General features: G+C 39.8%; 18 protein-coding genes and 2 tRNA genes. 7 read left to right on the top strand and 13 right to left on the bottom strand.

Translation table 11 applies throughout. From position 1 onward, the window contains the following. Positions 1-69: 69 nt before the first annotated feature. Entirely contained in the window at positions 70-1,080 is a 1,011-nt protein-coding gene (gene gap / locus ACRWQL_RS01685; protein ID WP_226415926.1) for a type I glyceraldehyde-3-phosphate dehydrogenase, read from the bottom strand. Positions 1,081-1,272: 192 nt separating this feature from the next. After that, positions 1,273-2,109, bottom strand: a complete 837-nt coding sequence (locus ACRWQL_RS01680; RefSeq protein ID WP_434951963.1) for a DUF2989 domain-containing protein — start codon at positions 2,107-2,109, stop codon at positions 1,273-1,275. 203 nt (positions 2,110-2,312) lie between these two features. Between ACRWQL_RS01680 and ACRWQL_RS01675 the strand changes: the two genes are divergently transcribed. The 3 genes from ACRWQL_RS01675 to ACRWQL_RS01665 all read left to right on the top strand — a co-directional run bounded on the left by ACRWQL_RS01675 (position 2,313) and on the right by ACRWQL_RS01665 (position 4,212). Next, complete coding sequence (locus ACRWQL_RS01675) at positions 2,313-3,752, top strand: glyceraldehyde-3-phosphate dehydrogenase (protein ID WP_434929785.1); 1,440 nt, start codon at positions 2,313-2,315, stop codon at positions 3,750-3,752. Between the two features lie 257 nt (positions 3,753-4,009). Then, positions 4,010-4,085, top strand: a tRNA-Gly gene (locus ACRWQL_RS01670). Positions 4,086-4,126: 41 nt separating this feature from the next. Then, positions 4,127-4,212: transfer RNA gene (locus tag ACRWQL_RS01665), tRNA-Leu, on the top strand. Positions 4,213-4,623: 411 nt separating this feature from the next. Here the strand turns inward: ACRWQL_RS01665 and ACRWQL_RS01660 are convergent. From ACRWQL_RS01660 to ACRWQL_RS01650, 3 genes are all read right to left on the bottom strand, one after another. Next, the gene (locus ACRWQL_RS01660; protein WP_434951961.1) at positions 4,624-6,201 is read right to left on the bottom strand and encodes a hypothetical protein; all 1,578 of its coding nucleotides are present in this window, start codon (positions 6,199-6,201) and stop codon (positions 4,624-4,626) included. 285 nt (positions 6,202-6,486) lie between these two features. Beyond that, positions 6,487-6,837: a hypothetical protein gene (locus ACRWQL_RS01655; RefSeq protein ID WP_434951959.1), complete on the bottom strand. Its 351-nt coding sequence runs from the start codon at positions 6,835-6,837 to the stop codon at positions 6,487-6,489. Between the two features lie 312 nt (positions 6,838-7,149). After that, the gene (locus ACRWQL_RS01650; protein ID WP_434951957.1) at positions 7,150-7,365 is read right to left on the bottom strand and encodes a phage integrase N-terminal SAM-like domain-containing protein; all 216 of its coding nucleotides are present in this window, start codon (positions 7,363-7,365) and stop codon (positions 7,150-7,152) included. A gap of 75 nt (positions 7,366-7,440) precedes the next feature. On the opposite strand from ACRWQL_RS01650, the gene ACRWQL_RS01645 reads away from it, so the two are divergent. The 4 genes from ACRWQL_RS01645 (at position 7,441) to ACRWQL_RS01630 (ending at position 10,825) form a co-directional block, all read left to right on the top strand. Continuing rightward, a complete protein-coding gene (locus tag ACRWQL_RS01645; RefSeq protein WP_434951954.1) occupies positions 7,441-8,397 on the top strand; it encodes an IS1595 family transposase in 957 nt (318 codons plus the stop codon). A gap of 350 nt (positions 8,398-8,747) precedes the next feature. Next, complete coding sequence (locus ACRWQL_RS01640) at positions 8,748-9,449, top strand: hypothetical protein (RefSeq protein ID WP_434951953.1); 702 nt, start codon at positions 8,748-8,750, stop codon at positions 9,447-9,449. A gap of 117 nt (positions 9,450-9,566) precedes the next feature. Continuing rightward, positions 9,567-10,043, top strand: a complete 477-nt coding sequence (locus tag ACRWQL_RS01635) for a DUF4019 domain-containing protein (protein ID WP_101233402.1) — start codon at positions 9,567-9,569, stop codon at positions 10,041-10,043. 137 nt (positions 10,044-10,180) lie between these two features. Beyond that, complete coding sequence (locus tag ACRWQL_RS01630) at positions 10,181-10,825, top strand: hypothetical protein (RefSeq protein ID WP_434951951.1); 645 nt, start codon at positions 10,181-10,183, stop codon at positions 10,823-10,825. Positions 10,826-11,099: 274 nt separating this feature from the next. On the opposite strand, the gene ACRWQL_RS01625 is transcribed toward ACRWQL_RS01630, so the two are convergent. The 8 genes from ACRWQL_RS01625 to sodB all read right to left on the bottom strand — a co-directional run bounded on the left by ACRWQL_RS01625 (position 11,100) and on the right by sodB (position 25,666). Next, positions 11,100-11,996, bottom strand: coding sequence for an MBL fold metallo-hydrolase (locus tag ACRWQL_RS01625; RefSeq protein WP_434951949.1), 897 nt, complete (start codon positions 11,994-11,996; stop codon positions 11,100-11,102). Between the two features lie 47 nt (positions 11,997-12,043). Further along, the gene (locus tag ACRWQL_RS01620) at positions 12,044-15,109 is read right to left on the bottom strand and encodes an efflux RND transporter permease subunit (protein ID WP_434951948.1); all 3,066 of its coding nucleotides are present in this window, start codon (positions 15,107-15,109) and stop codon (positions 12,044-12,046) included. Beyond that, the gene (locus ACRWQL_RS01615) at positions 15,106-18,357 is read right to left on the bottom strand and encodes an efflux RND transporter permease subunit (RefSeq protein WP_434951945.1); all 3,252 of its coding nucleotides are present in this window, start codon (positions 18,355-18,357) and stop codon (positions 15,106-15,108) included. The genes ACRWQL_RS01620 and ACRWQL_RS01615 overlap by 4 nt, the downstream gene beginning before the upstream one ends. A 12-nt stretch (positions 18,358-18,369) precedes the next feature. After that, positions 18,370-19,437, bottom strand: coding sequence for an efflux RND transporter periplasmic adaptor subunit (locus ACRWQL_RS01610; protein WP_434951943.1), 1,068 nt, complete (start codon positions 19,435-19,437; stop codon positions 18,370-18,372). 524 nt (positions 19,438-19,961) lie between these two features. Continuing rightward, positions 19,962-21,509, bottom strand: coding sequence for a SpoVR family protein (locus ACRWQL_RS01605; RefSeq protein ID WP_434951941.1), 1,548 nt, complete (start codon positions 21,507-21,509; stop codon positions 19,962-19,964). Between the two features lie 8 nt (positions 21,510-21,517). Beyond that, positions 21,518-22,786, bottom strand: coding sequence for a YeaH/YhbH family protein (locus ACRWQL_RS01600; protein WP_434951939.1), 1,269 nt, complete (start codon positions 22,784-22,786; stop codon positions 21,518-21,520). A 68-nt stretch (positions 22,787-22,854) separates the two neighbouring features. Beyond that, positions 22,855-24,789 (bottom strand): PrkA family serine protein kinase, encoded by a 1,935-nt coding sequence (locus ACRWQL_RS01595; protein ID WP_434951937.1) that lies wholly within the window; start codon positions 24,787-24,789, stop codon positions 22,855-22,857. Between the two features lie 295 nt (positions 24,790-25,084). After that, complete coding sequence (gene sodB, locus ACRWQL_RS01590; RefSeq protein ID WP_434951935.1) at positions 25,085-25,666, bottom strand: superoxide dismutase [Fe]; 582 nt, start codon at positions 25,664-25,666, stop codon at positions 25,085-25,087. Between the last annotated feature and the right edge of the window lie 227 nt (positions 25,667-25,893).

The raw sequence follows: 25,893 nt of genomic DNA, 5'->3' as shown, positions 1-25,893 counted from the left end.
AAACAACAAAAAGCCCCGCATAAATGCGAGGCTCTCAAACTAAATCCGATAAGTTAATCTAAAAGTAGATTACTTCGCGTTCATTAGTGCAACAGCGTTGTCTAACATGCGGTTACTGAAACCCCATTCATTGTCATACCATGACATCACTTTCACTAAACGGCCGTTAACACGTGTTTGTGTTGCGTCGAAATTTGAAGAGAAAGGGTTGTGGTTAAAGTCGATAGACACTAATGGCTCAACATTAATCGCTAACACTTCAGACATTGGCGCCTTTAGTGAAGCGCGGGTAATGATGGCATTAACTTCTTCTACCGTGGTGTCACGAGATGCTAAGAATGTTAAATCAACTAAAGACACGTTGATGGTAGGTACACGAACCGCTAAACCATCAAATTTGCCTTGAAGCTCAGGAACCACTAAACCAACAGCAGCAGCTGCACCTGTTTGAGTTGGGATCATTGACATTGCAGCAGCACGAGCACGACGTAAATCTGTGTGATACACATCAGATAAACGTTGATCGTTAGTGTAGGAATGGATAGTGGTCATTAAACCTGACTCAATACCTAATTCATCATTTAACGGCTTAGCAATAGGTGCTAAACAGTTAGTAGTACAAGATGCGTTTGAAACCACAGTCATGTCAGCAGTTAATACTTCGTTGTTTACGCCGTAAACCACGGTAGCATCAACATTCTTACCCGGCGCAGAAATAAGCACTTTCTTTGCACCAGCAGTAAGGTGTGATTGAACTGATTCTTTTGACGTGAAAATACCAGTACATTCAAACACAACATCAATTTTTAACTCAGCCCAAGGTAACTTTGACGGGTCACGTTCTTGGAAAGTTAAAATTTTGTCACCATTAACGTAGATAGCTTCTTCGTCATGATCAACTTTGGCGTTAAAACGACCATGTACGGTATCATACTTAGTTAAGTGAGCATTAATTGACGCATCACCTAAATCGTTTAACGCAACGATTTCGATTGGGTAGTCTTTTTCGCTTTCATAAAGTGCACGTAAAACATTTCTACCGATACGGCCGTAGCCGTTAATTGCAACACGGATAGTCATCTCATATCCCTCAATTGAAAATAAATTAGGTGGCATATAAATCGCCTGGTTGTAAAATTACCAAATTGACGGCTTTCGTCAAGCTAAATCGGTCTAAAAAGCGCTTTTAGACCTAAAAATTTCGTAATTTTTATCCATTTTGTGCATTTGGTGGCTTTTTTAGACAGGAAATTGAAAGTGTTCATGCATATCTTATTTATCTTCTAATAACTGAGCACTGATTGAATTGGCAAAATTAGCGCTTTTTATGTCGATGATTAAGGCTTGCGCTTGTGTATCTAAAACTGTCGCTAATTCAGTATTACCATTGACTAATCCGTTGAGTTGCTTTTGATCAATTTGATTATCAGTCATTAACGAATTGGCCTTGGTAAACAAATATACGTGTTCAAAATTTTGTTGTTGCTGAAAAACACTGGCCAAACCTAACAACCAGTCTGGATTAAATTGTTCAGCGGCAACGGCGGTAAATAAATAGCGGTATATCCGTTTAGCATCCATTGGAGATACACGAACATAATAAGCTGCTAATTGACTGAGTATTTCTGGATCGTCAATTGCGCCATTTTGATAATGTTCGATAACGATATCCTGTGATGGTTTATCGTTAAATCGTATCCAACGGTAATAAGCTAAGTAAATATCTGGATTGTCCTTGGTATAGTCACGTAATTCACTCAGTGTTTGAGTGCTAACAGCAAAGGCTCTTGCACGTTCTTGGGTTCGCTGCGGATTTAATATGTGCTGAACTCCAGCGGCTAATTCGACACAATTACTGTAGTTTTCCAGATGAATGAGTTGTTGATAAAGCTGCAGACCAGTCGGATTTTCGGTTTGTTTTAATTGTAGTCTATGGCGGATTAGGTCGGCTTTTTCAAATCGACACCAACTATCTTGGTGTAAATCGGCACAAATTTCAGGATTATTTTTACAAATGATGTCGCTGTTTCGGTCATTTTCACAGCCCAAAAGGCCTAAAAAACCTATAAAAAAACTAAATGATGTAATTATTACTAGATTTTGCTTCAAAAGAGGCTCCTGGCGAGTAATTGTCTAATAAAATTACAGGTTTAGCGAAAATTAGTTACTGGCGAAATGCAGCCGATTTCATTACAATGACGCCGACCTAGTGGGGATGACTCCCCATCAATACACTAATTATTGGTCTTTTCTTTTTGTTACTCAAACCTTTCTAAAACTATTTAAAGAAAAGTGAGATAAAGGAACCCTACATGAGCGCAGATAAACATCTACAAAGCTGGCAAGAACGTTTTGAAATGGCAGAGGCCATGCAACCTTTACTTGGTAAGTTATATCGTAACCAAGGTGTCGAAGTTGTGGTATACGGCAAGCCATTATTAAACGCATCAACCATTGAAATCATCAAGTCTCACCGTTTGGTTCGTCGTCATGTAGGTGATAAATTACGACTACGTGAAAGCTTCCCATTTATTCAAGCTCTTAGCAAGCTTGCTGTCAAGCAGTGTAAAGTCGATATTGGTAAATTAGCCGTCAATTATTGGCGTGACCATAGCGATGCTAGCCAAATAGAAGCTTATATGGCGACTGAACTCGCAGCGGGAATGAACTATGGCGATGATACACCAGCACGTGATGTGGTGTTATACGGTTTTGGACGTATTGGTCGTTTACTCGCGCGTTTATTAATAGAACGTACAGGTAAAAGTAATAAACTATGCTTACGTGCCATTGTGTTACGTGGTGGTAAGAAGGGTGATTTAGAGAAGCGTGCAAGTTTACTGCGTCGCGATTCAGTACACGGTCCTTTTAATGGTTCGGTAGAAGTTGATGAAGAAAATAATGCCATAATTGCTAATGGTACTTATATTCAAATTATCTATGCTAATTCACCAGATCAAGTTGATTACACTCAATACGGTATTAAAGATGCTTTAATTGTTGATAATACCGGTATTTGGAAAGACGAAGCAGGTCTTGGCTTACATCTTAAGAGTCCTGGCGCGGCAAAAGTCTTATTAACCGCACCAGCGAGTGGCGCAATCAAGAACGTGGTTCATGGTGTTAATGATAATGATATTCTACCAGAAGACACCATTGTCTCAGCGGCCAGTTGTACTACCAATGCGATAACGCCTGTGCTTAAAGCATTAAACGATAAATACGGAATTGAAAATGGTCACGTGGAAACGATTCACTCTTACACCAATGATCAAAATCTAATTGATAACTATCATAGCGCCGATCGCCGTGGTCGTAGTGCACCACTTAATATGGTGATCACAGAAACCGGTGCGGCTAAAGCTGTTTCTAAGGCGCTACCTGCATTAGAAGGTAAATTAACCGGTAATGCGATCCGCGTCCCAACGCCTAACGTTTCTATGGCGATAATTAGTGTCAATTTAAACGCTGAAACTAACCGTCATGACTTAAATGAATACTTAAAAGATATGGCTTTATTGTCTGAATTGCAGAATCAAATTGATTTTACAGAATCGACAGAAATTGTATCAAGTGACTTAGTCGGTTCACGTTATGCCGGTGTGATTGATTCTCAAGCGACTATTGCTGAGGGAAAACGTGCGATTTTATACGTTTGGTATGACAACGAGTTTGGTTATAGCTGTCAAGTTGTTGGTGTTATGCAAAAAATGCTTGGATTAACCACCTTATCTTTACCAAATAGCCAATAGATAACTCAGTTCCTGCTGTCGTTTAACGAGCTTGGAATGGATATTTAGAAAAAGTACCTTAGGGTACTTTTTCTATTTTTAGGTCTATCTGTTAACTTTTAAACAGTGATGAACGTTTATTCAGCAGTTAACTCAAAATAACCAATAATTGTTATTTTATTGATTGACTCTGAAAGTGAAAACGGTAGAATGCGAACCCGCACTCAGGGGAACTTATACAGTTTATGTAAAGTATTTCTAGATGCGATAAAGATTCAGCGACATTAGCTCAGTTGGTAGAGCGATACCTTGCCAAGGTATAGGTCATCGGTTCGAACCCGATATGTCGCTCCAAATTGAGTTTGTACTGCACAATACAGTTTAAACAACAGTTTGCCCGAGTGGTGGAATCGGTAGACACAAGGGATTTAAAATCCCTCGCTGAATAAGCGTGCCAGTTCAAGTCTGGCCTCGGGTACCATTATTAGACTCTTTTAATTGCAAAATTAAAATAGAGTGATGGATAAAAAAGCCTCGACAATATGTCGGGGCTTTTTTATGTCTGTATCTTTTATGTCTATATCTTTTTATGTCTATGCCTTTGTAATGTAAATTCCATTCACCAAAAATTTATACTTTAGCCGCCTGAGGAATATCATAGGCAGTGATTATTAGACGCTCTCTGCCTGAAGATGTCTCAAGGGTATAAAATATTTAGTTTTGTTGTTTTTACCCTAAAAAGAATCGTTAACAGGTGAAAAAGACGAGTTGCTATGGCTGCACAGCTTTTAAAAGGTGGTTTAGGTTCAGGTTAGATAAAATAATGCCTTCACTTAATAGTAAAGGCATTATTGTTAACATGACAACCAGGGTAGACTTGTTTTAGAGAATATTAATTACAGCCAGTCCAGATTTCTCCATCTGTGCTGCATTCATTAATCATCGTACCGTCGTCCTGACGCGTGGCTTTAGTCCATTCACCTAAACTATTCTTATCAATTTGCACCAAGCTGTTATTCATCCGTTTACGCCAATAGTGAGTGTCAAACGACACGTGCTCATCCCAGCCCTTTGGCAGAATAGATAAATGCTCGATAAGTTCGGTAGCATTAAGCTGTTGAGCCTTATCCTTCATATTTATCCAGTCAGGCAATGACGCAAATTCAGGATCCGCCTCACGGAAAATAAATTCTGCAAAGTAGTCCATGCCATTTTCGGAAAACGACACCGTATGCATACGATCTAGAGGGACCTCAAGATTTTGTGTGCACTCAGACATTGCATTAACAGAATTAAATTTAGGGATGTTAGTTAATTGATACTCAATATCATCTTTTTTAAAGGTGACTTGTTCAGAAGCCGAGCAATTATATCCACGCTCTATATCGTAGTAAGCATCTTTACGGATCTGTAATTTTCCCGCTAATGTTTGATCTCCCCAGCTACTATTGTGGGCGACTACATCAGACAAGATAATATCAATTTCAGATAAGTCTTGTTTCATTTTAACAATGTTCAATATCCAACCGTCTGATAGGCTGACAAAAGTCTCTCGATACCAAGCATTATCGAATTGATATTTTTCATCCTTATTTTTATCTTGATAAATAATGACCCGAATTTCTAACGCGTCGGGATATTGTGCTTGTATTTTTGCTCTGTGACCAAAAGAGGCCTTTAATCCTATAACGATAGCTTGAGCTATTTCATAGGCCTGGGCATTGTTATCAGCAATAAAATCAGCAAAAATTTGTGCTTCAGAAAGATTATAATGAGTCACTAAGTAGATCATTACTAATCGAATTTCATTTTGCAGGTCATTTGTGAGCTGAACATTATTTTTTAAATTCTCACAGCTTAAAATAGGCTGTTGAGTTGCTTTTAGCTTGGCAGAGATTTGCTCCCATAATAGCGATGTTAGTGGTGATATATGACGGATATCATCATCTGTTAGCGGGGTAATAGAAGGCGGCAATGCCATCTGATAAGCCTCTGTGACAGGGCCAGTATCTTCATCTATCGCGCCCACAGGCACATCCACATACATAGTTGAATATGGGACACATTCAGCATGTTCTGGAGTGAACTCAAACGCATATTCACCCGCTGCACCAGATATTGCAGATGGCTCGCTATCTACATCAAAAATACTGTTGCCATTGATATCTAACCACACAGTTGCACCAGATACATAACCGTCAATCACCTTACCAGACAAACCTACAGTCACCGGCGGTGGCGGCGGCGGTGGCGGCGGTGGAGGCGGCGGAGGTGGCGGCGGCGGAGGTGGCGGCGGCGGCGGAGGTGGCGGCGGCGGCGGCGGCGGCGGCGGAGGTGGCGGCGGCGGTGGTGGCGGAGGTGGTGAAATTACTTCAGTATCGGCTGAATTTGAGCTACCACCACAAGCCGTTAACGATAACGTTATAGCTATCGCGACGGGTACTAACCACTTATTTGGAACTAAGGTCATGTAATATCCTTACTACATTATTATGTTGATCTAATGGCTAAACCAAGAGAGTCAGGTTATTTTTTTTAATATTTTTAATCAAAGGGTTAAGCTTTTTTGAGTTAGGGCCGGGCGGGAAGCTGATTAAACAAGCGTGAAGTATCTTTGACTGCCCTGTAAACTCTTTACCGACCATCCCTGGCTCTTTAAGCCTAATGCAAAAGTATACTACTCGCTAAGCGACTGAAAATAAATACCACACCTACTTTCGTAACAAATTAGATACAATTGGTTGGGTAAATAATATTAATTTGGTTGCAGCACCACACGTCCGTTTATTAACGTCTGATAATTACTAGTGCTCTTTTGTTCAAAATAAAGAAATGTTGTAATACGTTTTTGCCCCAAGCTTTGTTTGGAAATATGGCCTGCGGCCACCAACGTCGCGGCGCTTAACCCACACCAGACCAAGAGGGTATCAACAGCAATACCATCTTTACTTTTGATTAAAGAATTGGGCCCTGCCGCCCCAGACGAAAAATGCTGAAAAGCGCACAATTTTCGATGGTGATCGATCCAGCTTTCAACTTCATCTGTATCCGGCTTCGGCCATTGTCGAAAAGCCCTAACGCTTCCGATGAGCCAGCGAGTATCCAAAACAGGACGTTTTGGTTAAGCCCACATGGATGTGCTTGCGGCGTCTCGCTGGATCATCTGCACATAGTCCTGCGGCAGGCAATTGGTTAGATAGAATTTGCGAATTTACTTAACCTACCCAATATAACTTGTATTAAAACATTGAATTAAAGCTATAAAGTAGATTAAAGTATGAAAACTTAAGGACGAAGTAGGGCAACCTCGAATATAATCATCGAGCGCGCCATTTAGGGAAGAAAAATCACTCAATAACATGTGCCTATTAACACCCCTAAAATGTTTACCCTGACCCAACTAATTTAATTTACTAATTTACTGTTGCGTACTGCTAGACACTCGCCGTTCGTTTGCTAGAAAACATAAAAACTGTTCAATGTGCGTAGGTAAAATATGCTTTGCAGCAGTAAACTTAAAATATCTTATAAAATAACGGTTCCAATAAAGGTATGACTTTTCAGTTTGGTAGCTGTAATGCCTTACTCTAATTTGTGGTCTAATCGCTTCTAAATATCCAGTTCCTGCCATCATTTCCACCTTTATGTTACCTGTACTGTATTTATATAAGGGCTATCCATTTAGCGCCACCAGTGTCAATATGTAGTGATGAAAACTTCATCGTATTTATTAAAAGCTGGTGTAGATTACCCTACAAGTTGGGGCGAATTTGTTGATTGGTTTCATGATGAACAATCCTGCATTAGCTACCTTTACAAACTTCGTTGGCCAAACGGATTCATTTGCCCAAGCTGTTCAAGCCATCAATCACCTTATCAGTTAAGTAATGGCAAGTTAAAATGTCATGCTTGCCGTTCTCAGTGTTCAGTAACATCAAGTACACTTTTTGACAAAACAAGAATCCCCATGAAAAGTTGGTTTGCTGCTGTCTGGTTTATTACAAATCAAAAAAATGGTGTCAGCGCTCTTGGAGTTCAAAGGTTATTAGGTCTTGGGAGTTATCAAACCGCTTGGTCATTAATGCACAAGTTAAGACATGCCATGGTTGATCCTGAAAGGGATAAACTGTCCGGCATCGTAGAGGTTGACGAAACACTAATAGGTGGCGTCGTTTCAAAATCATCTATTAAAAATCAACAGGGTAAGCGTAAAGCTGTAGTTTTGGTCGCTGTTGAGCTGCTATCACCCTCTGGATTTGGCCGGATACGTTTAAGGCAAGTGGAAAGCGCAACCAAAGAACATATCCATCAATTCATTCAAGATGTAATTGAACCTGGTAGTACAATTTGTAGTGATGGCTCTCAAGCATACAAACAAATAGACAAGAAAGGATATAAGCATAACCGAATAGTGCATTTAGGTTCATCTGTACCTGCACATGAAACAATGGCTGGGGTACATCGAGTCTCATCATTATGTAAAAGATGGCTTTTAGGTACATATCAAGGCGCGGTAAAGGCTAAGCAACTTGATTATTATTTAGATGAGTTTGCATTTCGCTTCAATAGAAGAAAGTCAGATTCTCGGGGATTATTATTCTACAGGTTGCTTGAACAAGCAGTGCGTTCCAAGCCGATAACGTACCAATCAATTAAAAATCGATAACCACAACATATAGTGGTTGGTTGTGCTAAATGGATAGCCCTTATTTATATACAGTTATAATGGGTTTTGACGGAATGACAATAATAAGTGAACAAAAAGCAGTCTAAAGGACTATGTCGAGAAAAATAGGGCTGCTCTAATATATTGATCTTGCTTGGTTTATTTTTTTACAGTTGCCGCAGACACTTTTAACGCGCAATTTTAGTTTTATATTTGAGTGTAAGAGTCATTAAATTGCTTTACTTCAAAGACATAGGAAATGTAGGATGATATTAATCAATAACTTAAACGGGCGGCTTTATCGGTCGAGCCGTTCAATAAGCTGTTAGCATTACAGGGAAAGTTTAGCTTTGAATTGTACAAAATATTCTTCGTTCTTAATTATTTTATTTGTTTTAACATTTAATGCCAAAGCGACTCATTTGGAGATATCTGAAGGTAGCGATAGAGATATATGTAAACAAATATACTCTAAGAGAATTTCTATTGATGTTAATGACACTAAGAATTACGGAAGACGTGCAGATGTAATGAAATTGAAAAAAACTCTTGATTTAATTTCGGAGACGGATGACAAACTTAAATGGAAAGAAGGCTTTATTCAAGTTAAAGGTACTTCTAAAAATTATAAAGAAGAGAGAGTGCCATATTTAGAGTTTGATATCGACAATGACGGAAATGATGAATTGGTCCTTTCTTTTTTCTCATGGTCAAGTCAAATTCCTGGGGAGTATTATCGAGTTCTAGATGAAAAAATAGCTCTCGATGGTACTCAAAAGTATATATGGAAAGACATTTATTCTTGGCCTGGTTTGTATTCAACAGGTAACTGGGCTTATAAAAAGCATGGCCTTTATCAATTAGAAATTTACCCAATTAAAGTATCTGGGACATATTATCTTGGTTTAATTGATATTTATTTCGGTTCAAGTGACTCTATGGATAGAAGTGCTGTCATAGCAAAATATTCTGATGAAATGATAAGTAGTGACTCTGAGTGGGATGTCACATCTAATATTGAAGTAGTATGTAAGTTTATGTACGTAAAGTAATGCTAACAAGGCGTTTAAAAAGTCGGACACCGTAATGCTTGCTCGGTTCCGCTTCGCTTCACATTTTAGCAAGCATTACTTAGCCGTTTAACGCGGCGTTATGCATCAGGATAATCTATGAGTATTTTAATAAAAGTTCTTTCCTTAGCTCTATTTAGTACATTTGTTTTTGCAGGTGAAGAAAAAGTCACACTTCCCAATTCAACAAAGCAGCAAAATATAAAAACTTGGGCTCCAACACCTTTAGAGCTACAAAATGCACTTAAAGTTACAAATGAATTCATAAGTGAGTATAAAGAGGGGAATTCATCCCCAGGCTGGGATCTAGTGTCTGATGATTTAAAAGGTTCAGTTAGTAAAGATGAATGGGAAGCAGTATTTTCGGTTCTTAAAAATAGTTATGGTGAACGTAAATCATCTGAATTTAATCGAGCCATTAAAACTAATAAGCTTCCATCTGGACTGGCGGGAGATATTATCTTAGTTATTCTAATAGCCGAATTTGAAAAAGAAAAGATTGGAGAAACATTAACCTTAATTAGTAAAAATGGAGTTTGGTACTTAGCTAGTTATAATTATCAAGTAATAGGGTAGTAAAATGCATAACAAGCCATTAAACAGGGACTTAAAACTGTTGGCTGTTTTCGTCCCTCAACATTATAGCCAACAATTTTAAGCCCGTTAATGGGGCGTTAGCTTTCTGAGTATTCAATCAACATGGAGCCTATATCGTGAATAATTTACAAAAATTTGGGGGAGTTTCAGCTCTTTTGGAATCCGTTATTTACGTGTCAGCTTTCGTGTTTTTTGGTGCATTCTGGAATTACCCTGCGGATACTGATTCTGTGAAACAATTTGCTTTTCTAGCAGAAAATCAGGTTATCCTGTCCATCGTAAATCTTATTATGTATGTACTATTTGGAATTCTTTTGGCTGTATTAGTACTGGCGCTTCATGAACGCTTGAAGGGGAATACCCCAATCCTTTCACAAATTGCTTCTATTTTTGGGGTCGTATGGGTGGGTTTAGTCATTGCTAGTGGAATGATTGCAAATATAGGTTTAGCTACGGTCTTGGAGCTATCAGCTAAGGATCCAGAACAAGCAATGACAGTCTGGCGGGCTATCTACTCTGTAGTCGAAGGGCTAGGTGGTGGGAACGAAGTTGTTGGAGGTCTATGGGTTCTATTGTTAAGTTTTGCCGCTTTAAAGGGTAATGAGCTTCCTAAAATACTTAACTACTTTGGGCTTTTCGTTGGCATTGTTGGGATTCTCACTATTTATCCAGCTGAAGTGCTCACAGAAATTTTTGGCATAAGCCAAATTGTATGGTTTTCTTGGTTGGGAGTAGCCATGCTCACGAGTAGTAAAAGCTAACAAGGGTTTTCAAGTCGGACAAAAAACAGTTGGCTTTTGTTCGTACCTCACTAAGTATAGCCAAACATTTTTAGCCGCTTAAAATGTAGGGTTTTCAGGCTATGTTTTTTATTTACAGTAGGGTATGTTTTTGTGTGAGATGTAAACCTATTAAAACTGACTATAAATATTACCTGAATAAAAATGGCTAACAGTTGTGTTAGCCATTTTCACCTATTAGGTTAGTTACCCATTTTTATCACAGTCACTTTTTAAGTGACTGTTGTATATTGCTTTATAAGTCATTGTAAAGTGTCTCTATCCACTTGTCGCCATTGATAAATGCCCAACTCCACTGTTTATATTCCTCTGGTACACCCATTTTTTTCATCTGGGCTAAGGTTTTGCCTTGGGTCTTTTCCGATTTCATCCAGTTAATGCTGTCATCAAGCATATGTTTAAACTTGAGTAATTCGGTTTTATTGGCTAAATCACCGTGGCCTGGAATGATTTGAGTTTTGTCATCAATTCTATCTAATATGATAGCGACATTATCGCGATAACCTAAAACAGAGCCACCACCGTCTAGGTCAATATAGGGGAATCTATCTTTAAAATATAAATCGCCCATATGGATAACATTGGCTTTTTGCCAATGAACAACGCTATCTCCATCTGTGTGTCCAGGGCCTAAATGGATCACATCGAGGGTATCTTGATTGAAATGTATTGAGATACTGTCAGTGTATGTGATGACAGGAAGGGCACTTTTGGGAGTATTGCTATCTGAAGCTAAACGCTTTAAGACATTATGGTGAGCTAAAATAGTGCCTTTTTCACCAAAGTGAGCATTACCGCCAGTATGGTCGCCGTGGTAGTGGGTGTTGACGATATATTTAGGCACACCGGGTTGAATATTATTAAGCGATGCGGTTATTTTTTCCGCCAGCGGAGCAAATTGGTCATCAATAATCAATATGCCGTCAGTGCCAGCCGATACGCCAATATTGCCACCGGAACCTGTGAACATAAAGGTGGTATCGGTGAGTTGCTTTGAGGTAATAGTGACATCTTTAAATTTGTCATCAGCAAAGCTCGGACCGCTAAGCGTCATACTTGCAAGCACTGTTAAGGCAAGTAAGTTGGCGAGCGGTTTACGCTTTGTTTTTTGGTTTAAAGCACTTAACGGCATAATTTTTCCTTAACATAGTCTATTAAAATATCATTTACACATTATAGCTACCGAGTCCAAGGTAGCAGCTTTTTGGCAAATTTGTCAGCTAGACCTAATCTAATCGCCGCGTTATGGCGAACTCTATATAGCGCTTGATAGCACAATGGCACAAGGTACAAACTGGTGACAGTGGAAAAGGTTAATCCGCCAATAATGGCTATTGCCATAGGTGAATAAGGGGGGCCGCCACCGCCAATTTGGGTATCCCCCATGGCTAATGGCACTAAACCTAATACCGTCGTGGCCACTGTCATCAGTACTGGACGTAAACGGGTGCTACAGACACTTAATATAGTATCCGACAGCTTATCTAGCGCTGGGGTCATTTGATTAATTTGGTCTACTAACACAATTCCATTATTCACTACGATCCCCATTAAAATAAGGATCCCTATCATGGACATAACAGACATAGGCGTTGCGGTAAACCATAAGGCCCAAAACACCCCGGTAATTGAAAATAAAATAGAGGTGATAATTGCTGTCGGCAGTAGCAATGATTCAAATAATGCCGCCATAACGATATAAATCATTATGATAGCTAATATCATATTAACCGCCATGATGTTTTGATCTTCATCTTGGCGCTCAAATCCGCCCCGCAATGAATAACTGTATCCGTAGGGGAAATTAACCGAATCCATAATGTGAGTGATTTTTTCCTGGGCTTCTTCAGTGGTTAACTTATCTAGATTGGCACCAATAGATAAAGCCGTTTGGCGATTATAATGTTTGATACTGTCAAAACGAGGCACAATTTTTATTTGTGCAAGGCTGTCTAAGGTGTAAACCCTGTCCTGTTGTCGTAACACAGGTAACTGCTTTAACTGCTCAAGGGAATACTGCCATAGCTTATCGTAGGCCAGTTCAATTCGCAGCTCACCAGATGGGTCGTGCCTAAATGATCTCAGTGGTGTGCCTCTTAATGCTAGTGCAATACTTGACGCCACTTCACTTAGTTTTACATCAAGTCTTGCGGCCATTTCTCTATCGATTATCACCACCACTTCTTGCTGGGCACTATTCACTTCAGAGCGGACGTCGACTAATCCTTCAATTCCGTTGAGTAAAGGCACCACTTGATTACTTAAGTTAATCAGTTCTGAAGTTGAGCGACCCGTTAGAGTGACACGAATACCATTTTGCTCATTGCCCCAACCAAATTGTGGTGTGGCAATGGAGTATTTAGGAAATCCTTCTCTGATCATTTTTTTCAGTTCAGAGGTGTCAATAGGAATGTCTTTTTGCAAAATAATGGTGGATTGTGCATCATGTGGGGCATAGTAACTGTATACGGCATCAATAAAAAATTTCTCTTTATTGGCATATAAGTAAGCCTCCATTTCACTGACAAGCGCTTCGGTTACCCTAAGTGCATGACGTCCCTCTAGCTGATAGTTAATATAAAGGCGGTCATTGCCTTCGCCATCATTTTGGTCTTGTTGAACCATACTGAGTGGCAAGGCCGTTGAAGCTAAAATAAGTACGGCAATAACCCCAGAACGCTTAGGTCTAGTTAATACCCAAGATAAACTGCGCTGATAAAATGCCGCCATTTTACCTTGCTTATCATCTGTCTTAATATCGAAGTGGAAGCTGTTCAGCATTAACGGGATAAGTGTTTTCGCCACTAATAGCGATGCCGCTAATGATATACAAATTGCAATGGCAACGTGTTCAAGAAAAATAGTTAGCTGCACTTTAACGCCAAAGATATTAGGTAAAAATACAATGGCTGTGGTCAATGTACCCGCTAACACCGCAAGGGAGACTTTATCTACCCCTGTTAACACAGCACGCTCATTGGCTTTAGTTTGCTGGGTATCATCTATATGACCGGCTTGTTTTTCTTGTAACACACTCTCAGTCACTACTACTGCATTATCAATAAGCATACCCACGGCGAGCAATAATCCCATCATGGATAAAATATTGAGGCTATATCCAAAAAAGTACATTCCAGCTAAGGTCATACAAAGTGAAATAGGCACAGAAGAGACCACCACTAACGTCATCTTTAAATTGCGTAAGAATAAATACAGTACGCCAAAAGATAATAGGGCACCCAATAAACCGGATAACAGTAAATCTTGTAATGAAGATTTAACGCCAAAGGCCTGATCTTCCATAATAAATAACTTTACGCCATTGAATTGCTTATCTTGTTTGGTTTTTTCAATGACCTTCATGACCCGATCAGATACTTCGACTAAATTAGCCCCTGATTCTTTAAACACGTCGATACCCACGGCGTATTTTTGGTCTAAATGACGACCTTCAATTTTTTCTGGTAAGGCAAATTTAACTGTAGCAATGTCGCCTAAGGTGATACCAGGAATAAGCACTAAGCGGGTGATATCATCTAAACTGGTAAACTCACCCTTAGGCGATACTTGAAACACATTGCCATTGCTTCTTAATGTGCCAGCGTTGATGACAAAATTTTGTGCTGATAAGCTGGTTTGCAGTTGTTGATTACTGATCCCACTTGCAACTAATTTGTCGGCATTTACTCGTATATCAATTTGCTTTTGTTCAACGCCGTATAAAGTGACCTTTGATACACCCTCAACTCTTTCAAGGGGTTTGCGAAGTTGTTTGTCGAGTAAATCAAAGGCGTTTGATAGTTCACGTTCGCTGGATATCCTGATGGTGAGCACCGGCATATCGGCGGTAGAGAATTGCTGGATCATCACCCGTTCAACATCTTTGGGTAAAAGGTACCTAACCGAGTCAATTTTCTCACGTACTTCTAAGCTTTTAGTGGCAACAGCTTCTCCCCATTTCATATTCATTTGAATATAAGCACCATCTTGGGTGGAATCAGAGTGCAACTCTTCAATGCCGCCCATGGTGGCTAAGGCTTCTTCAAGTACTTTGGTAATATCGCGTTCTACTTCAGCAGGACTTGAGCCTTTATAGGGTACTTGCACCATGATTTGAGGAATGTCGATACCAGGGAACATTTCTAACGGCAACATTCTGCTTGCCGCCATACCAAATAGCATAATGGCAACAAAAAACATGCTGGTGGTGACAGGGCGTTTTAACGCTAGTTTGGTCAGGTTCATACCGTTGCCTCTGCTGATACTGCCTGCTCTGACTCTTTGGCATAAGACTTCTGGTCAAACAGGGCATATAAACAAGGGATCACCAACAAAGTCAGTAATGTTGAAACCAGTAAACCAAAGATAACCGTAATCGCCATAGGAGCACGTACTTCGCTGCCATCGCCCATACCAATCGCCATTGGTAATAACCCCAGCGCTGTGGTTAATGTTGTCATTAAAATAGGGCGTAAACGTGATTTTGCCGCTTGTTCAATGGCGCTGATTTTTTCTATTCCTTCCCGACGTAATTGGTTAATTCTATCCACTAATACAATGGCATTATTAACTACGATACCGGCTAACATAATCAGTCCAATAAACACCACGATACTTAAATGGGTGTTGGTGATGAATAAGCCTAAAATACTGCCAGCAACCGCCATAGGAACAGCAATTAAGATCAGTAATGGATGTAGCAATGATTCAAATTGACTGGCCATGACCAGATAGACTAAAAATATTGCTAACACTAGGGCAATTTTCAATGAGCTAAATGAATGTTCCATTTCTTCATTTTGGCCACCAAAAGAGGACTGAATGGAAGAGGGAAATTGCTGTTGGCTTAAAATCTGTTTAGCTTCTACCACTGCATCGCTTAAATCACCAAAACCTAAGTTTGCTGACACAATAGCAACACGTTGCTGACTAATACGGTTAATCGCCGATGGGCCAACCTGTAATTTAATGTCGGCTACTGCGCTTAGCGGAATAGGCTGGTCACTGTTAGGGTTGATGATGAGTGAGTCAATATCACTTATCTGATCGCGCTCTGACAGCTCGCTGCGAACTAAAATATCCACTTTACGATCGCGCACTGTGTACTGGCTGGCAACGGTTCCGCCAACACGTTGAGCAATACGACTTGCTACCGTAGGCGCATCCATACCTAAGGCGGCGAGCCTTTGGTGATCAAACTGGATACTGATTTCAGGTTGACCATCACGTAGCGTGGTATTGACATCGGTAAAGCGGGCTGATTGGCTTAACGCGCTCACTAAAGTGTCGGCGCTTCGCTTTAACTGTGCTAAATCATAGCCAGACAATTCAATTTCTAAGGGTGTTTTGAAACTGAATAACTCAGGTTGCTCAATTTTAGCGTCTAATTCGGGTATTTTTTTAGCGGCTTGTCTTAAAATATGAGCCACAGCGTCAAATGCACTAGGATTGGCCAGTACAACCTGTAAACGTCCCCAGTTTTCACCACCTCTGGCGGTATCTGATGTCATTAATCCGCCACTGCCAGCCTGGCTGAAGGTGTGTTTTACATCCGGGTTATCGTTAATGCTTAAGGCTAACTGCTGTAATACTTTGTCTGTTTCACTGACCTCGGTTCCTGGTGGTAATAATAGCTCTACATAGAACTCACCTTGATTCATTGGTGGAATAAGTTCCATTCCCAGTTTAGGTAATAAACCTCCTGCGCCTAAAGTAATACCAAGGGCAATCAGTAGTGTAAGCCCTTTTTGTTTGAGTACTTTATTCAGTAAACCGTCATACACTTTAGCTAAGGCGTCATAAACATAATTGAATGCACTGGCGAGTGGGCGCATGACTAAGCCAATTAACCAACTGAAAAAGCGGATAGCCAATAAGCCGAAGGTTAATAAACCTGCTGGTATATAGCTAAACAACAACTTGAATGGCCAAGATATAACTGCAAGAGTGTAATAACCGGTTTTACCTAGTTTCGATAGTGGGATAGTTTTGATGGGTGTTTCAGTTGGTGCAGGTAAGCTTTTAAACCCTTGGCGAGAAGCCAGCATTGGAATGGCTGTTAACGCAATAAACAATGAAGCTAACAAAGCAAAGGTGACGGTGAGCGCTTGATCGGCGAATAATGCCCCTGCTATGCCATCGACAAACACTAACGGCACAAATACGGCTAATGTCGTTAATGTGGAGGCAAATATTGCGCCTGAAACTTCTTTACACCCAGTAACCGCCGCTTCAATTTTACTCATACCTTGCGATTGATAGCGGTCAATATTTTCTAACACCACAATGGCGTTATCAACTAACAGCCCGATAGCGAGAGCAATACCGCCTAACGACATGATATTGAGACTGATATCAGCAAAATACATCATATTAAAGGTGGCAATGACCGAGAACGGGATAGAGATAGAAATGATCAGGGTGGCGACGATATTGCGCAAGAATAGGTAAATGACCAACATGGCAAGCACACTGCCGATTAATGCCGATGAAGTAACCTCATTTACCGCGCTTTCAATAAATTCTGACTGGTCATAAATAATATTCAGTTGCTTGTTTTCATCAGCTTTGTTAATTAAAGCCAGCTCAGCTTGGAGCTTTTTAGCTACGGTAACTGTGTTGGCATCACCTTCTTTGTAAATGGCGAGTTCGATAGATTCGACGTCACCAATACGAGTGACATCACTGCGCTCTTTGTAGGCATCACTAATTTCAGCCACTTCATTGAGACGCACTAGGGTTTGATCATTACGGTAGATGATGACATTGCCCAGTTCTTCCAGCGAATTAAATTGATTTAAAGTTCTAACCAAATACTCTTTGTCACTTTGAATCACTTTACCCGCGGACAGATTGATGTTTTCTTGATTGATCCTTTGTTTAATATCATCCGCATTTAAGTTCAGCTGGCTAAGCTTTTGTTGATTAAGGAGAATATGAACTTCTTGCTCAAGCCCGCCAGACAATCTTACTGCAGCCACCCCTGATAGCGCTTCTAAGCGGCGTTTTAATTCCTCTTCAGCAAAGGTGCGCATTTGTTTTAAATTTTTCTCTGACGCATCGGGTACTGAAAAGGCTAAGCGCATTATTGGGTCAAGATTAGGGTTAAACCTTAATAACAATGGCTTATTGATGTCCAATGGCAGTTCAATGGTGTCCAGTTTTTCACGCACTTCAAGACTGGCCATGTCCATATTGCTACCCCATTCGAACTCTAGGACTACATCTGACATACCTGAGCGTGAAATAGAGCTGATTTTACGTAAGCCTTTAACAACGCCAACCGCTTCTTCAATGGGTTTAGACACGAGTTGCTCAATTTCAACTGGCGCAGCGCCATCATAGGCGGTACGAATAGTGACACTGGGATAACTAAGATCTGGCAGTAACATTACCGCAAGTCGACTAAAGCCGACCATACCAAATAACATTACCGCAAGCATGAACATCCACACCGTCACTGGACGGTTGACAGCAGTATTAATGATAGACATGGTGTCGCTCCGTTATTTGATAGCAGCTACGTTTAGAGGATTTATCACTTCGACCAGTGATTGATCTTTTAAGTTTTGCTGACCACGGATAACGATTTGCTCGCCTAATATCACCCCAGAGGTGATCTCAATGGTATTATCTTGACGATATCCTAAGCTAACTTCACGACGTTCAGCAACAGTGTCTTTAATGACATAGACTGCTTGAGTGTCATCTTGATTAATTAAGGCGTTATAAGGCACGGTAATGACGTTGTTATGGGTGTCGTATTTAATTTCAACCCGGGTAAACATGCCTGCTTTTAATTGGCCACTGTTGTTGGGTACATTTAAGGTGACTTTAAAGGTACCGCTTTGGGGATCAACTATGGGGCTAATACGCAGCACGGTGGCATCTATTATGTCGGTAGTGTGTTGATTTTGACGAACACTGGCATGTTGTCCTAATCGTAAACTAGGTAGTTGCTGCTCTGGTAGGTGGACAATGCCGTATAATTGGTCTTGGTTCACAACATAGAAAAGTTCGTCAAACTCTTTAACGGTATTACCTTGCTTTACATGACGCTTAGCGACGACACCGTTAATGGGGGAGACAATACGGCTTTCTTGCACCTGTAGTTCAGCAAGGTCTCGCTGGGCGACAGCTGCTTGCAGGTTAAACTCTAATTTTGCCATCGTGTCTTGGCTAATAAACTCTTTATTATCCATTTTGCGCAGACGATTTAATTCTTGCTCTATGATTTGAACTTCAGCCTGAGAGCGATTGAAGTCATACTGTTGGCGTTTTGCATCAATAACTGCTAAAACCTGGCCTTTAATTACCCGGTCGCCTTCTTCAACATTGATAGTATTTATCAAGCCAGAAATACGGGTCATCACATGGGCTTCTTGTGGGGCTTCTAAGGTCGCTGTTGTGCTGTAAAATGATGACACATTACCTTGTTCAACAAAGGTTGTTTCTACTGGAACAGCAAATTTTTCTTGTTCTTTTACTTGCTCTTCATCTCCTGTACAACCAGCTAACATTACTAAACAACAAAAAGGAATAACAACTTTTTTAACGGATTGAAACCTGTCCATGGGAACCTGCCTTTATAGTGAAGCCAAGTGCTACCTTGCGATTATTTAGCGGTAGCTTAAGAATAAGACTACGCCAATAAATGCTGCCGTCACGCTGACTTTTGTAACAATTAATAATAAGTTTATGAAAGTTGAAAGCATTAATTGTGCCAAAATAATAAATCATTTACTTACAGGTACTTAAGTTTAATTTTGTTTGCAGGTGACTTCGTTGAATTTATAGCGCTAGTTATAATGTTAAATAAATGGTGAGAATAACTAACATTTGTTAAGTTTGACTTAATGTACCAATAATGTCTGATGTAAGGTTCAATATCATAAATCAGCTAGTTGCTTTATTAGCGACTGTATCAATAAATATATTAATAACAGTATTAGTTTATTGATTGCGTAAAAGTAGCTGGCCAGCTACTTTGATTAACAAGTTACTGGCCATTGATGAGAAGAGGTTGCTGATGTTTATCGATGTAATTGAGACTGATACATTGGATCTGTTTACAAGGCTAGACTATTCGTTAAGAATTCTATTGGGATAATATAGTGCTCTTTTGATCTCCAGTATCAGTTTTTGGATCCGGACAGCTTGATAAAACCGACACTTGATTATTTGAATCGACTTGTTCAATGCTGACTTTGAACTTCCATAAACGATGTAAATGCTTCAATACTTCATCATAATTATTGGCTAAAGGGATGTCATTGTGTGGTGTGTATCGCAAGGTTAATGAACGGTCACCATTAATGTCGACATGTTGTACTTGAATGTTAGGCTCAATATTCGCTAAGTTATATTGTTGCGACAGCATTTGACGAATTTGTTGATAACCCTGTTCATTATGTATTGCTGACACATTTAATTCAGCACGTTTTTCATCATCTAATATGCCAAACAATTTAAAATCGCGGATAACTTTAGGCGACAAATACTGGCTGATAAAACTTTCATCTTTAAAGTTTTTCATTGCAAAGTGCAGGGTGGTTAACCAATCGCTGCCAGCAATATCTGGAAACCAAAGTTTATCCTCATCGGTAGGGTTTTCACAAATACGCCTAATATCAATAAACATACTAAAACCTAAAGCATAAGGGTTTATGCCGTTGTAGTAAGGGCTATTGTATGCAGGTTGAGCGACTACTGCTGTGTGGCTGCGCAAAAACTCCAGCATAAATCTGTCGGTGACTTTTCCGGTATCATATAAGCGATTTAAAATAGTGTAGTGCCAAAACGTAGCCCAACCTTCATTCATTACCTGGGTTTGTTTTTGCGGATAAAAATATTGTGCCATTTTTCTCACAATGCGCACTATCTCACGTTGCCATGGTTCAAGGAGTGGTGCATTTTTCTCAAGAAAATACAAAAGGTTCTCTTGAGGTTCTGACGGAAATTGTTTACTTTTTTTAGTGGTTTGCTCTTGGTTGCTGGTGGGCACAGTACGCCACAGGTCGTTGACTTGGCTTTGTAAATAAGCCTCACGTTCTTCCTGTCTAGCCTGCTCCTCACTAAAAGATATTTCAGAAGGACGTTTGTAACGATCTACACCGTAATTCATTAAGGCGTGGCATGAATCAATGGTTAACTCTACTTGCTCAACGCCATGCTTTAGCTCGCATTGATGAATATAGTTTTTAGCAAAAACTAAATAATCAATAATTGAACTCGCGTCTGTCCATGTTTTAAATAAATAGTTATTTTTAAAAAAGCTATTGTGCCCAAAACTCGCGTGCGCCATCACTAATGCTTGCATAGTAATGGTATTTTCTTCCATTAAATAGGCGATACATGGGTCAGAATTAATCACTATTTCATAGGCCAGTCCCATCTGTCCGCGACGGTAGCCTTGTTCTGTTTCAATAAATCGTTTACCAAACGACCAATGGGTATATCCAATAGGCATACCAATTCCGGCATAGGCGTCCATCATTTGTTCTGCGGTAATAATTTCAATTTGATTTGGGTAAGTATCAATTTTAAAAAATTTAGCCGCCACTTCAATTTCATGCAGATATGCCTGCAACAAGTCAAATGTCCACTCTGGACCATCGCTTAAAGGCGAACGGGAAGATGTATCCATAGTGCCTCCTATACAGCTTGTTTTTTAAAAAGTTCTCTAAATACCGGATAAATATCATCAACTTGCTTAATATTTTGTACCGCTATATTATCGAAGATTTGTTGTAATTGTTGATATTCCTGCCATAAACTCTGGTGAGGTCTATGGGTTATTTCAATATAACTAAAGTACCTCACTAAAGGTAAAATATGCTGACTAAGCAAATTTTTACACACGGGTGAATCGTCTGACCAATTGTCACCATCAGATGCTTGCGCAGCATAAATATTCCATTCACTGGCGGGGTAACGTGCTTGCTGGATTTCATGCATTAATTTTAAAGCACTTGACACTATTGTGCCGCCGGTTTCCTGGGAGTAGAAAAACTCCTGTTCATCCACTTCTTTAGCTTGGGTATGGTGGCGTATGTAAACCACCTCGAGGTTTTTATACGTACGAGTTAAAAAAAGATACAGCAATATATAAAAACGCTTGGCCATATCTTTGGTTGCCTGATCCATTGAACCAGAGACATCCATTAAGCAAAACATTACTGCTTGGCTTGAAGGTTTTTCTCGCTTTGCGTAATTGTTGAAACGTAAATCAAAGGTGTCGATAAAAGGCACTTTAGCAATTTGTTTTTTTAATATATCAATTTGAGCTTTTAAGTCCAAAATAAGTTCGGCTTTGGCACCGGGGGTGTTTTCAAGTTCAGCAAGCTGTTGCACAAGTAGGTTAAGTTGCTTTTTCTTACTGCCGCTCATGGCTATTCTTCTGGCTAAAGATGAGCGTAATGAACGAATAATATTGATATTGGCAGGTACCCCATCATTGGTAAATCCTGCCCGATACGTTTGATATTCTACCAATTTATTTAAGCGATTTTTCTGTAAGTTGGGTAATTCTAAATCTTCAAATAACAGTTCAAGATACTCATCTTTTGATATTTGAAAGACAAAATCTTCCTGACCTTCACCAGAATCAGAAGCATCACCGTCACCAGCGCCGCCTGCTTGTCCACCTTGAGGGCGGGCTATTTTATCGCCGCGATTAAATTGGTCGTTGCCTGGGTGAACTCTTTCACGGCTACCACCTTGTCCTTGTCTAAACGATGGTTCACTAATATCCCGAGTTGGAATACTAATCTGTTCTCCTTTATCAATATCAGTCACACTGCGTCTAGTCACTGCATCACTGACGGCTTTTTTTATTTGGGTTTTATATCGTTCAATAAATCGTTGACGATTAACCGTGCTTTTTCCTTTAGCATTTAATCGTCTATCTATAAAGTTAGCCATACGCACCTCCCAAGCCTAAATGTAGGCTTTACATCCCAGTACTGTTCAGTAAAGCCTATGTTGTTGGGTTATGATGATTTACGTACGCGTAAATACCATTCCGACAGCAATCTGACCTGTTTTTTGGTATAGCCTTTCTCCATCATGCGATTAACAAAATCATCATGTTTGCGTTGATCATCGTTCGATGTCTTGGCATTAAATGAAATCACTGGTAGTAAGTCTTCGGTATTGGAGAACATTTTCTTTTCAATCACGGTTCGCAGTTTTTCGTAACTGGTCCACAAAGGATTATTGCCTTCATTATTAGCTCGGGCGCGTAATACAAAGTTAACAATCTCATTCCTGAAGTCTTTAGGATTACTTATTCCGGCTGGCTTCTCTATTTTTTCCAATTCAGCATTAAGTGATGCTCGGTCAAATTGTTGTCCTGTTTCTGGATCTCGATACTCTTGATCCTGGATCCAAAAGTCAGCATAGGTTACATAACGATCAAATATGTTTTGACCGTATTCGGAATAGGACTCTAGATAAGCGGTTTGAATTTCCTTGCCAATAAACTCAACGTATTTAGGGATTAAATAGCCTTTTAAAAACTCAAGGTAACGTTCACTTACTTCACTGGGGAATTGCTCTTGTTCGATTTGCTTCTCAAGCACATAAAATAAATGCACCGGATTTGCGGCGATTTCTGTATGGTCGAAGTTAAACACTTTAGACAAAATTTTAAAAGCAAAACGGGTAGATAGACCGTTCATTCCTTCATCGACACCCGCATAGTCACGATACTCTTGATATGACTTTGCTTTGGGGTCTGTGTCTTTTAAGCTTTCACCGTTATATACGCGCATTTTTGAGTAAACAGAGGAGTTATCTGGCGTTTTAATGCGGGATAACACACTAAATTGGGCCAATGTTTCCAGTGTGCCAGGCGCGCAAGGAGATTGAGATAATTCTGAATTAAACAACAGTTTTTGGTAAATTTCCATTTCTTCTGAAACACGTAAACAGTAGGGTACTTTGACGATATAAACTCGGTCTAAAAAGGCCTCGTTATTTTTATTATTCCTAAACGTTGTCCATTCTGATTCATTACTGTGGGCCAGAATAATGCCCGTGTAAGGTAATGCCGATAAGCCTTCTGTACCGTTATAGTTACCTTCCTGTGTAGCGGTCAGTAATGGGTGTAGCACTTTTATCGGCGCTTTAAACATTTCGACAAATTCCATCATGCCCTGATTTGCTCGGCATAATGCGCCAGAATAGGCGTAGGCATCGGCATCATCCTGTGAGAAGTGCTCTAACTGGCGAATGTCGACTTTACCGACCAGTGCCGAAATATCTTGGTTGTTTTCATCGCCAGGTTCGGTTTTTGCTATTCCGATTTGATCCAGAATTGATGGGTAAACTTTAACGACTCTAAATTTGCTAATATCACCGCCAAATTCATGTAATCGTTTTACTGCCCAAGGGGACATGATGGTTTTAAGGTAGCGGTGCGGTATTGCATATTCCTGTTGTAAAATGCTGCCATCCTCATCCAAATCGAACAAACAGAATGGATGATCGTTAACCGGACTACGCACGCCATTTGCGCTTAATATATAGATAGGCATATGTTGAATAAGGGATTTAAGCTTTTCCGCCAGTGATGATTTACCCCCACCCACAGGGCCTAATAAATATAAAATCTGCTTTGATTCCTCTAAGCCTTGAGCTGAATGTTTAAGGTAAGAAACAATTTGTTCAATCGCTTCTTCCATACCATAAAAATCTTTAAAAGCAGGGTAGCGGGAGATGAGACGATTGGAAAAAATACGACTTAAGACAGAGTTTTTCGATGTGTCTATGACTTCAGGTGCACCAATCGCCATTAACAACCGCTCTGCAGCTGAAACGTAGGCACCTTTGTCCTGTTTACAGATATCAAGGAATTGCTCTAAGGTATATTCCTCATCGAGTTTTTTCTCGTAACGTTGTTGGTAATGTTCGAAAATGCCCATAATAAGCCCCTTAGACGTCTATGCCGGGATGGCAACAATGGCGAGGAATTAAGCAATATTGGCGTTGTTGCCAATCAATCTTTTTGGCCTCTACAATGTAAGCTTAGAATAGAAAGTGTGATATTGCGCAACAGTTTTGTAAATTATTGTTTATAAAACAAGGAGGAACGTAGCAATTGCAATAGTTGCATTTATAGTCAGCAATAGGGGTTTGCTGTTCTGAAGAAGTAAATAAGCTAAATTACACCTATAAAAAAAGAGCCCTAGGGCTCTTTTTAAGATAACGGGATTGTGATTAAGCGAAGTTGCTGTTCACAAATTCCCAGTTAACTAATTGCCAGTAGTGATTTAAATATTCTGGACGTGCATTACGGTAATCAACGTAATAAGCATGTTCCCAAACATCTACAGTCATTAAAGGCGTCACTGATTCATCAGTCAGTGGCGTAGCGGCATTGCTGGTGTTAACGATTGCTAATGAACCATCAGCTTTCTTTACTAACCAAGTCCAAGCGCTACCGAAATTATTTACTGCAGAATCAGTAAATTTAGTTTTGAATTCTTCGAAAGAACCGAATGAAGCATCGATAGCTGCTGCAATAGCACCCGTCGCTGCGCCGCCTGCATTTGGTGCTAGGCAGTTCCAGTAAAAGGTATGGTTCCAAACTTGAGCTGCATTGTTAAACATGCCACCAGTAGAAGTTTTAACAACTTCTTCTAAGCTTTTGCCTGCAAACTCAGTGCCTTCAACTAAACCATTTAATTTAACAACGTAAGTGTTGTGATGCTTACCATAGTGGTATTCAATCGTTTCTTGAGAAATATGCGGTTCAAGTGCGTTCTTTGCATAAGGTAATGCTGGTAATTCGAAAGCCATTAGTCTCTCTCCATGGAGTTAGGTTATCGTTTTTATACCTAAATTAAATACTAAATAGGTACACTGCTCTGCAGCTATTGTACTGATTATTTTTGTGATGTGAATCATTGTTTCTGGAAAAATCTCGATTATGGCCATTCATAAGATGAATTAATCTATACCCTTACAAACTGTGGCATTTTGTTATGGCTTAAGGTGTCGTACAATATGGCTATTAGTACTTTATC

The organism is Shewanella sp. HL-SH4, from assembly GCF_051164845.1.
GTDB lineage: Bacteria > Pseudomonadota > Gammaproteobacteria > Enterobacterales > Shewanellaceae > Shewanella > Shewanella glacialimarina.
The sequence above is the reverse complement of the archived record's forward strand: the minus strand, read 5'-3'. Positions and strand labels throughout refer to the sequence as shown.

What these genes read in the sequence shown, in the direction of transcription:
- gap (WP_226415926.1), bottom strand. Translation starts at nt 1,080, where the DNA reads ATGACTATCCGTGTTGCAATTAACGGCTACGGCCGTATCGGTAGAAAT.
- ACRWQL_RS01675 (WP_434929785.1), top strand. Translation starts at nt 2,313, where the DNA reads ATGAGCGCAGATAAACATCTACAAAGCTGGCAAGAACGTTTTGAAATG.
- ACRWQL_RS01660 (WP_434951961.1), bottom strand. Translation starts at nt 6,201, where the DNA reads ATGACCTTAGTTCCAAATAAGTGGTTAGTACCCGTCGCGATAGCTATA.
- ACRWQL_RS01650 (WP_434951957.1), bottom strand. Translation starts at nt 7,365, where the DNA reads ATGATGGCAGGAACTGGATATTTAGAAGCGATTAGACCACAAATTAGA.
- ACRWQL_RS01645 (WP_434951954.1), top strand. Translation starts at nt 7,441, where the DNA reads ATGAAAACTTCATCGTATTTATTAAAAGCTGGTGTAGATTACCCTACA.
- ACRWQL_RS01635 (WP_101233402.1), top strand. Translation starts at nt 9,567, where the DNA reads ATGAGTATTTTAATAAAAGTTCTTTCCTTAGCTCTATTTAGTACATTT.
- ACRWQL_RS01625 (WP_434951949.1), bottom strand. Translation starts at nt 11,996, where the DNA reads ATGCCGTTAAGTGCTTTAAACCAAAAAACAAAGCGTAAACCGCTCGCC.
- ACRWQL_RS01620 (WP_434951948.1), bottom strand. Translation starts at nt 15,109, where the DNA reads ATGAACCTGACCAAACTAGCGTTAAAACGCCCTGTCACCACCAGCATG.
- ACRWQL_RS01615 (WP_434951945.1), bottom strand. Translation starts at nt 18,357, where the DNA reads ATGTCTATCATTAATACTGCTGTCAACCGTCCAGTGACGGTGTGGATG.
- ACRWQL_RS01610 (WP_434951943.1), bottom strand. Translation starts at nt 19,437, where the DNA reads ATGGACAGGTTTCAATCCGTTAAAAAAGTTGTTATTCCTTTTTGTTGT.
- ACRWQL_RS01605 (WP_434951941.1), bottom strand. Translation starts at nt 21,509, where the DNA reads ATGGATACATCTTCCCGTTCGCCTTTAAGCGATGGTCCAGAGTGGACA.
- ACRWQL_RS01600 (WP_434951939.1), bottom strand. Translation starts at nt 22,786, where the DNA reads ATGGCTAACTTTATAGATAGACGATTAAATGCTAAAGGAAAAAGCACG.
- ACRWQL_RS01595 (WP_434951937.1), bottom strand. Translation starts at nt 24,789, where the DNA reads ATGGGCATTTTCGAACATTACCAACAACGTTACGAGAAAAAACTCGAT.
- sodB (WP_434951935.1), bottom strand. Translation starts at nt 25,666, where the DNA reads ATGGCTTTCGAATTACCAGCATTACCTTATGCAAAGAACGCACTTGAA.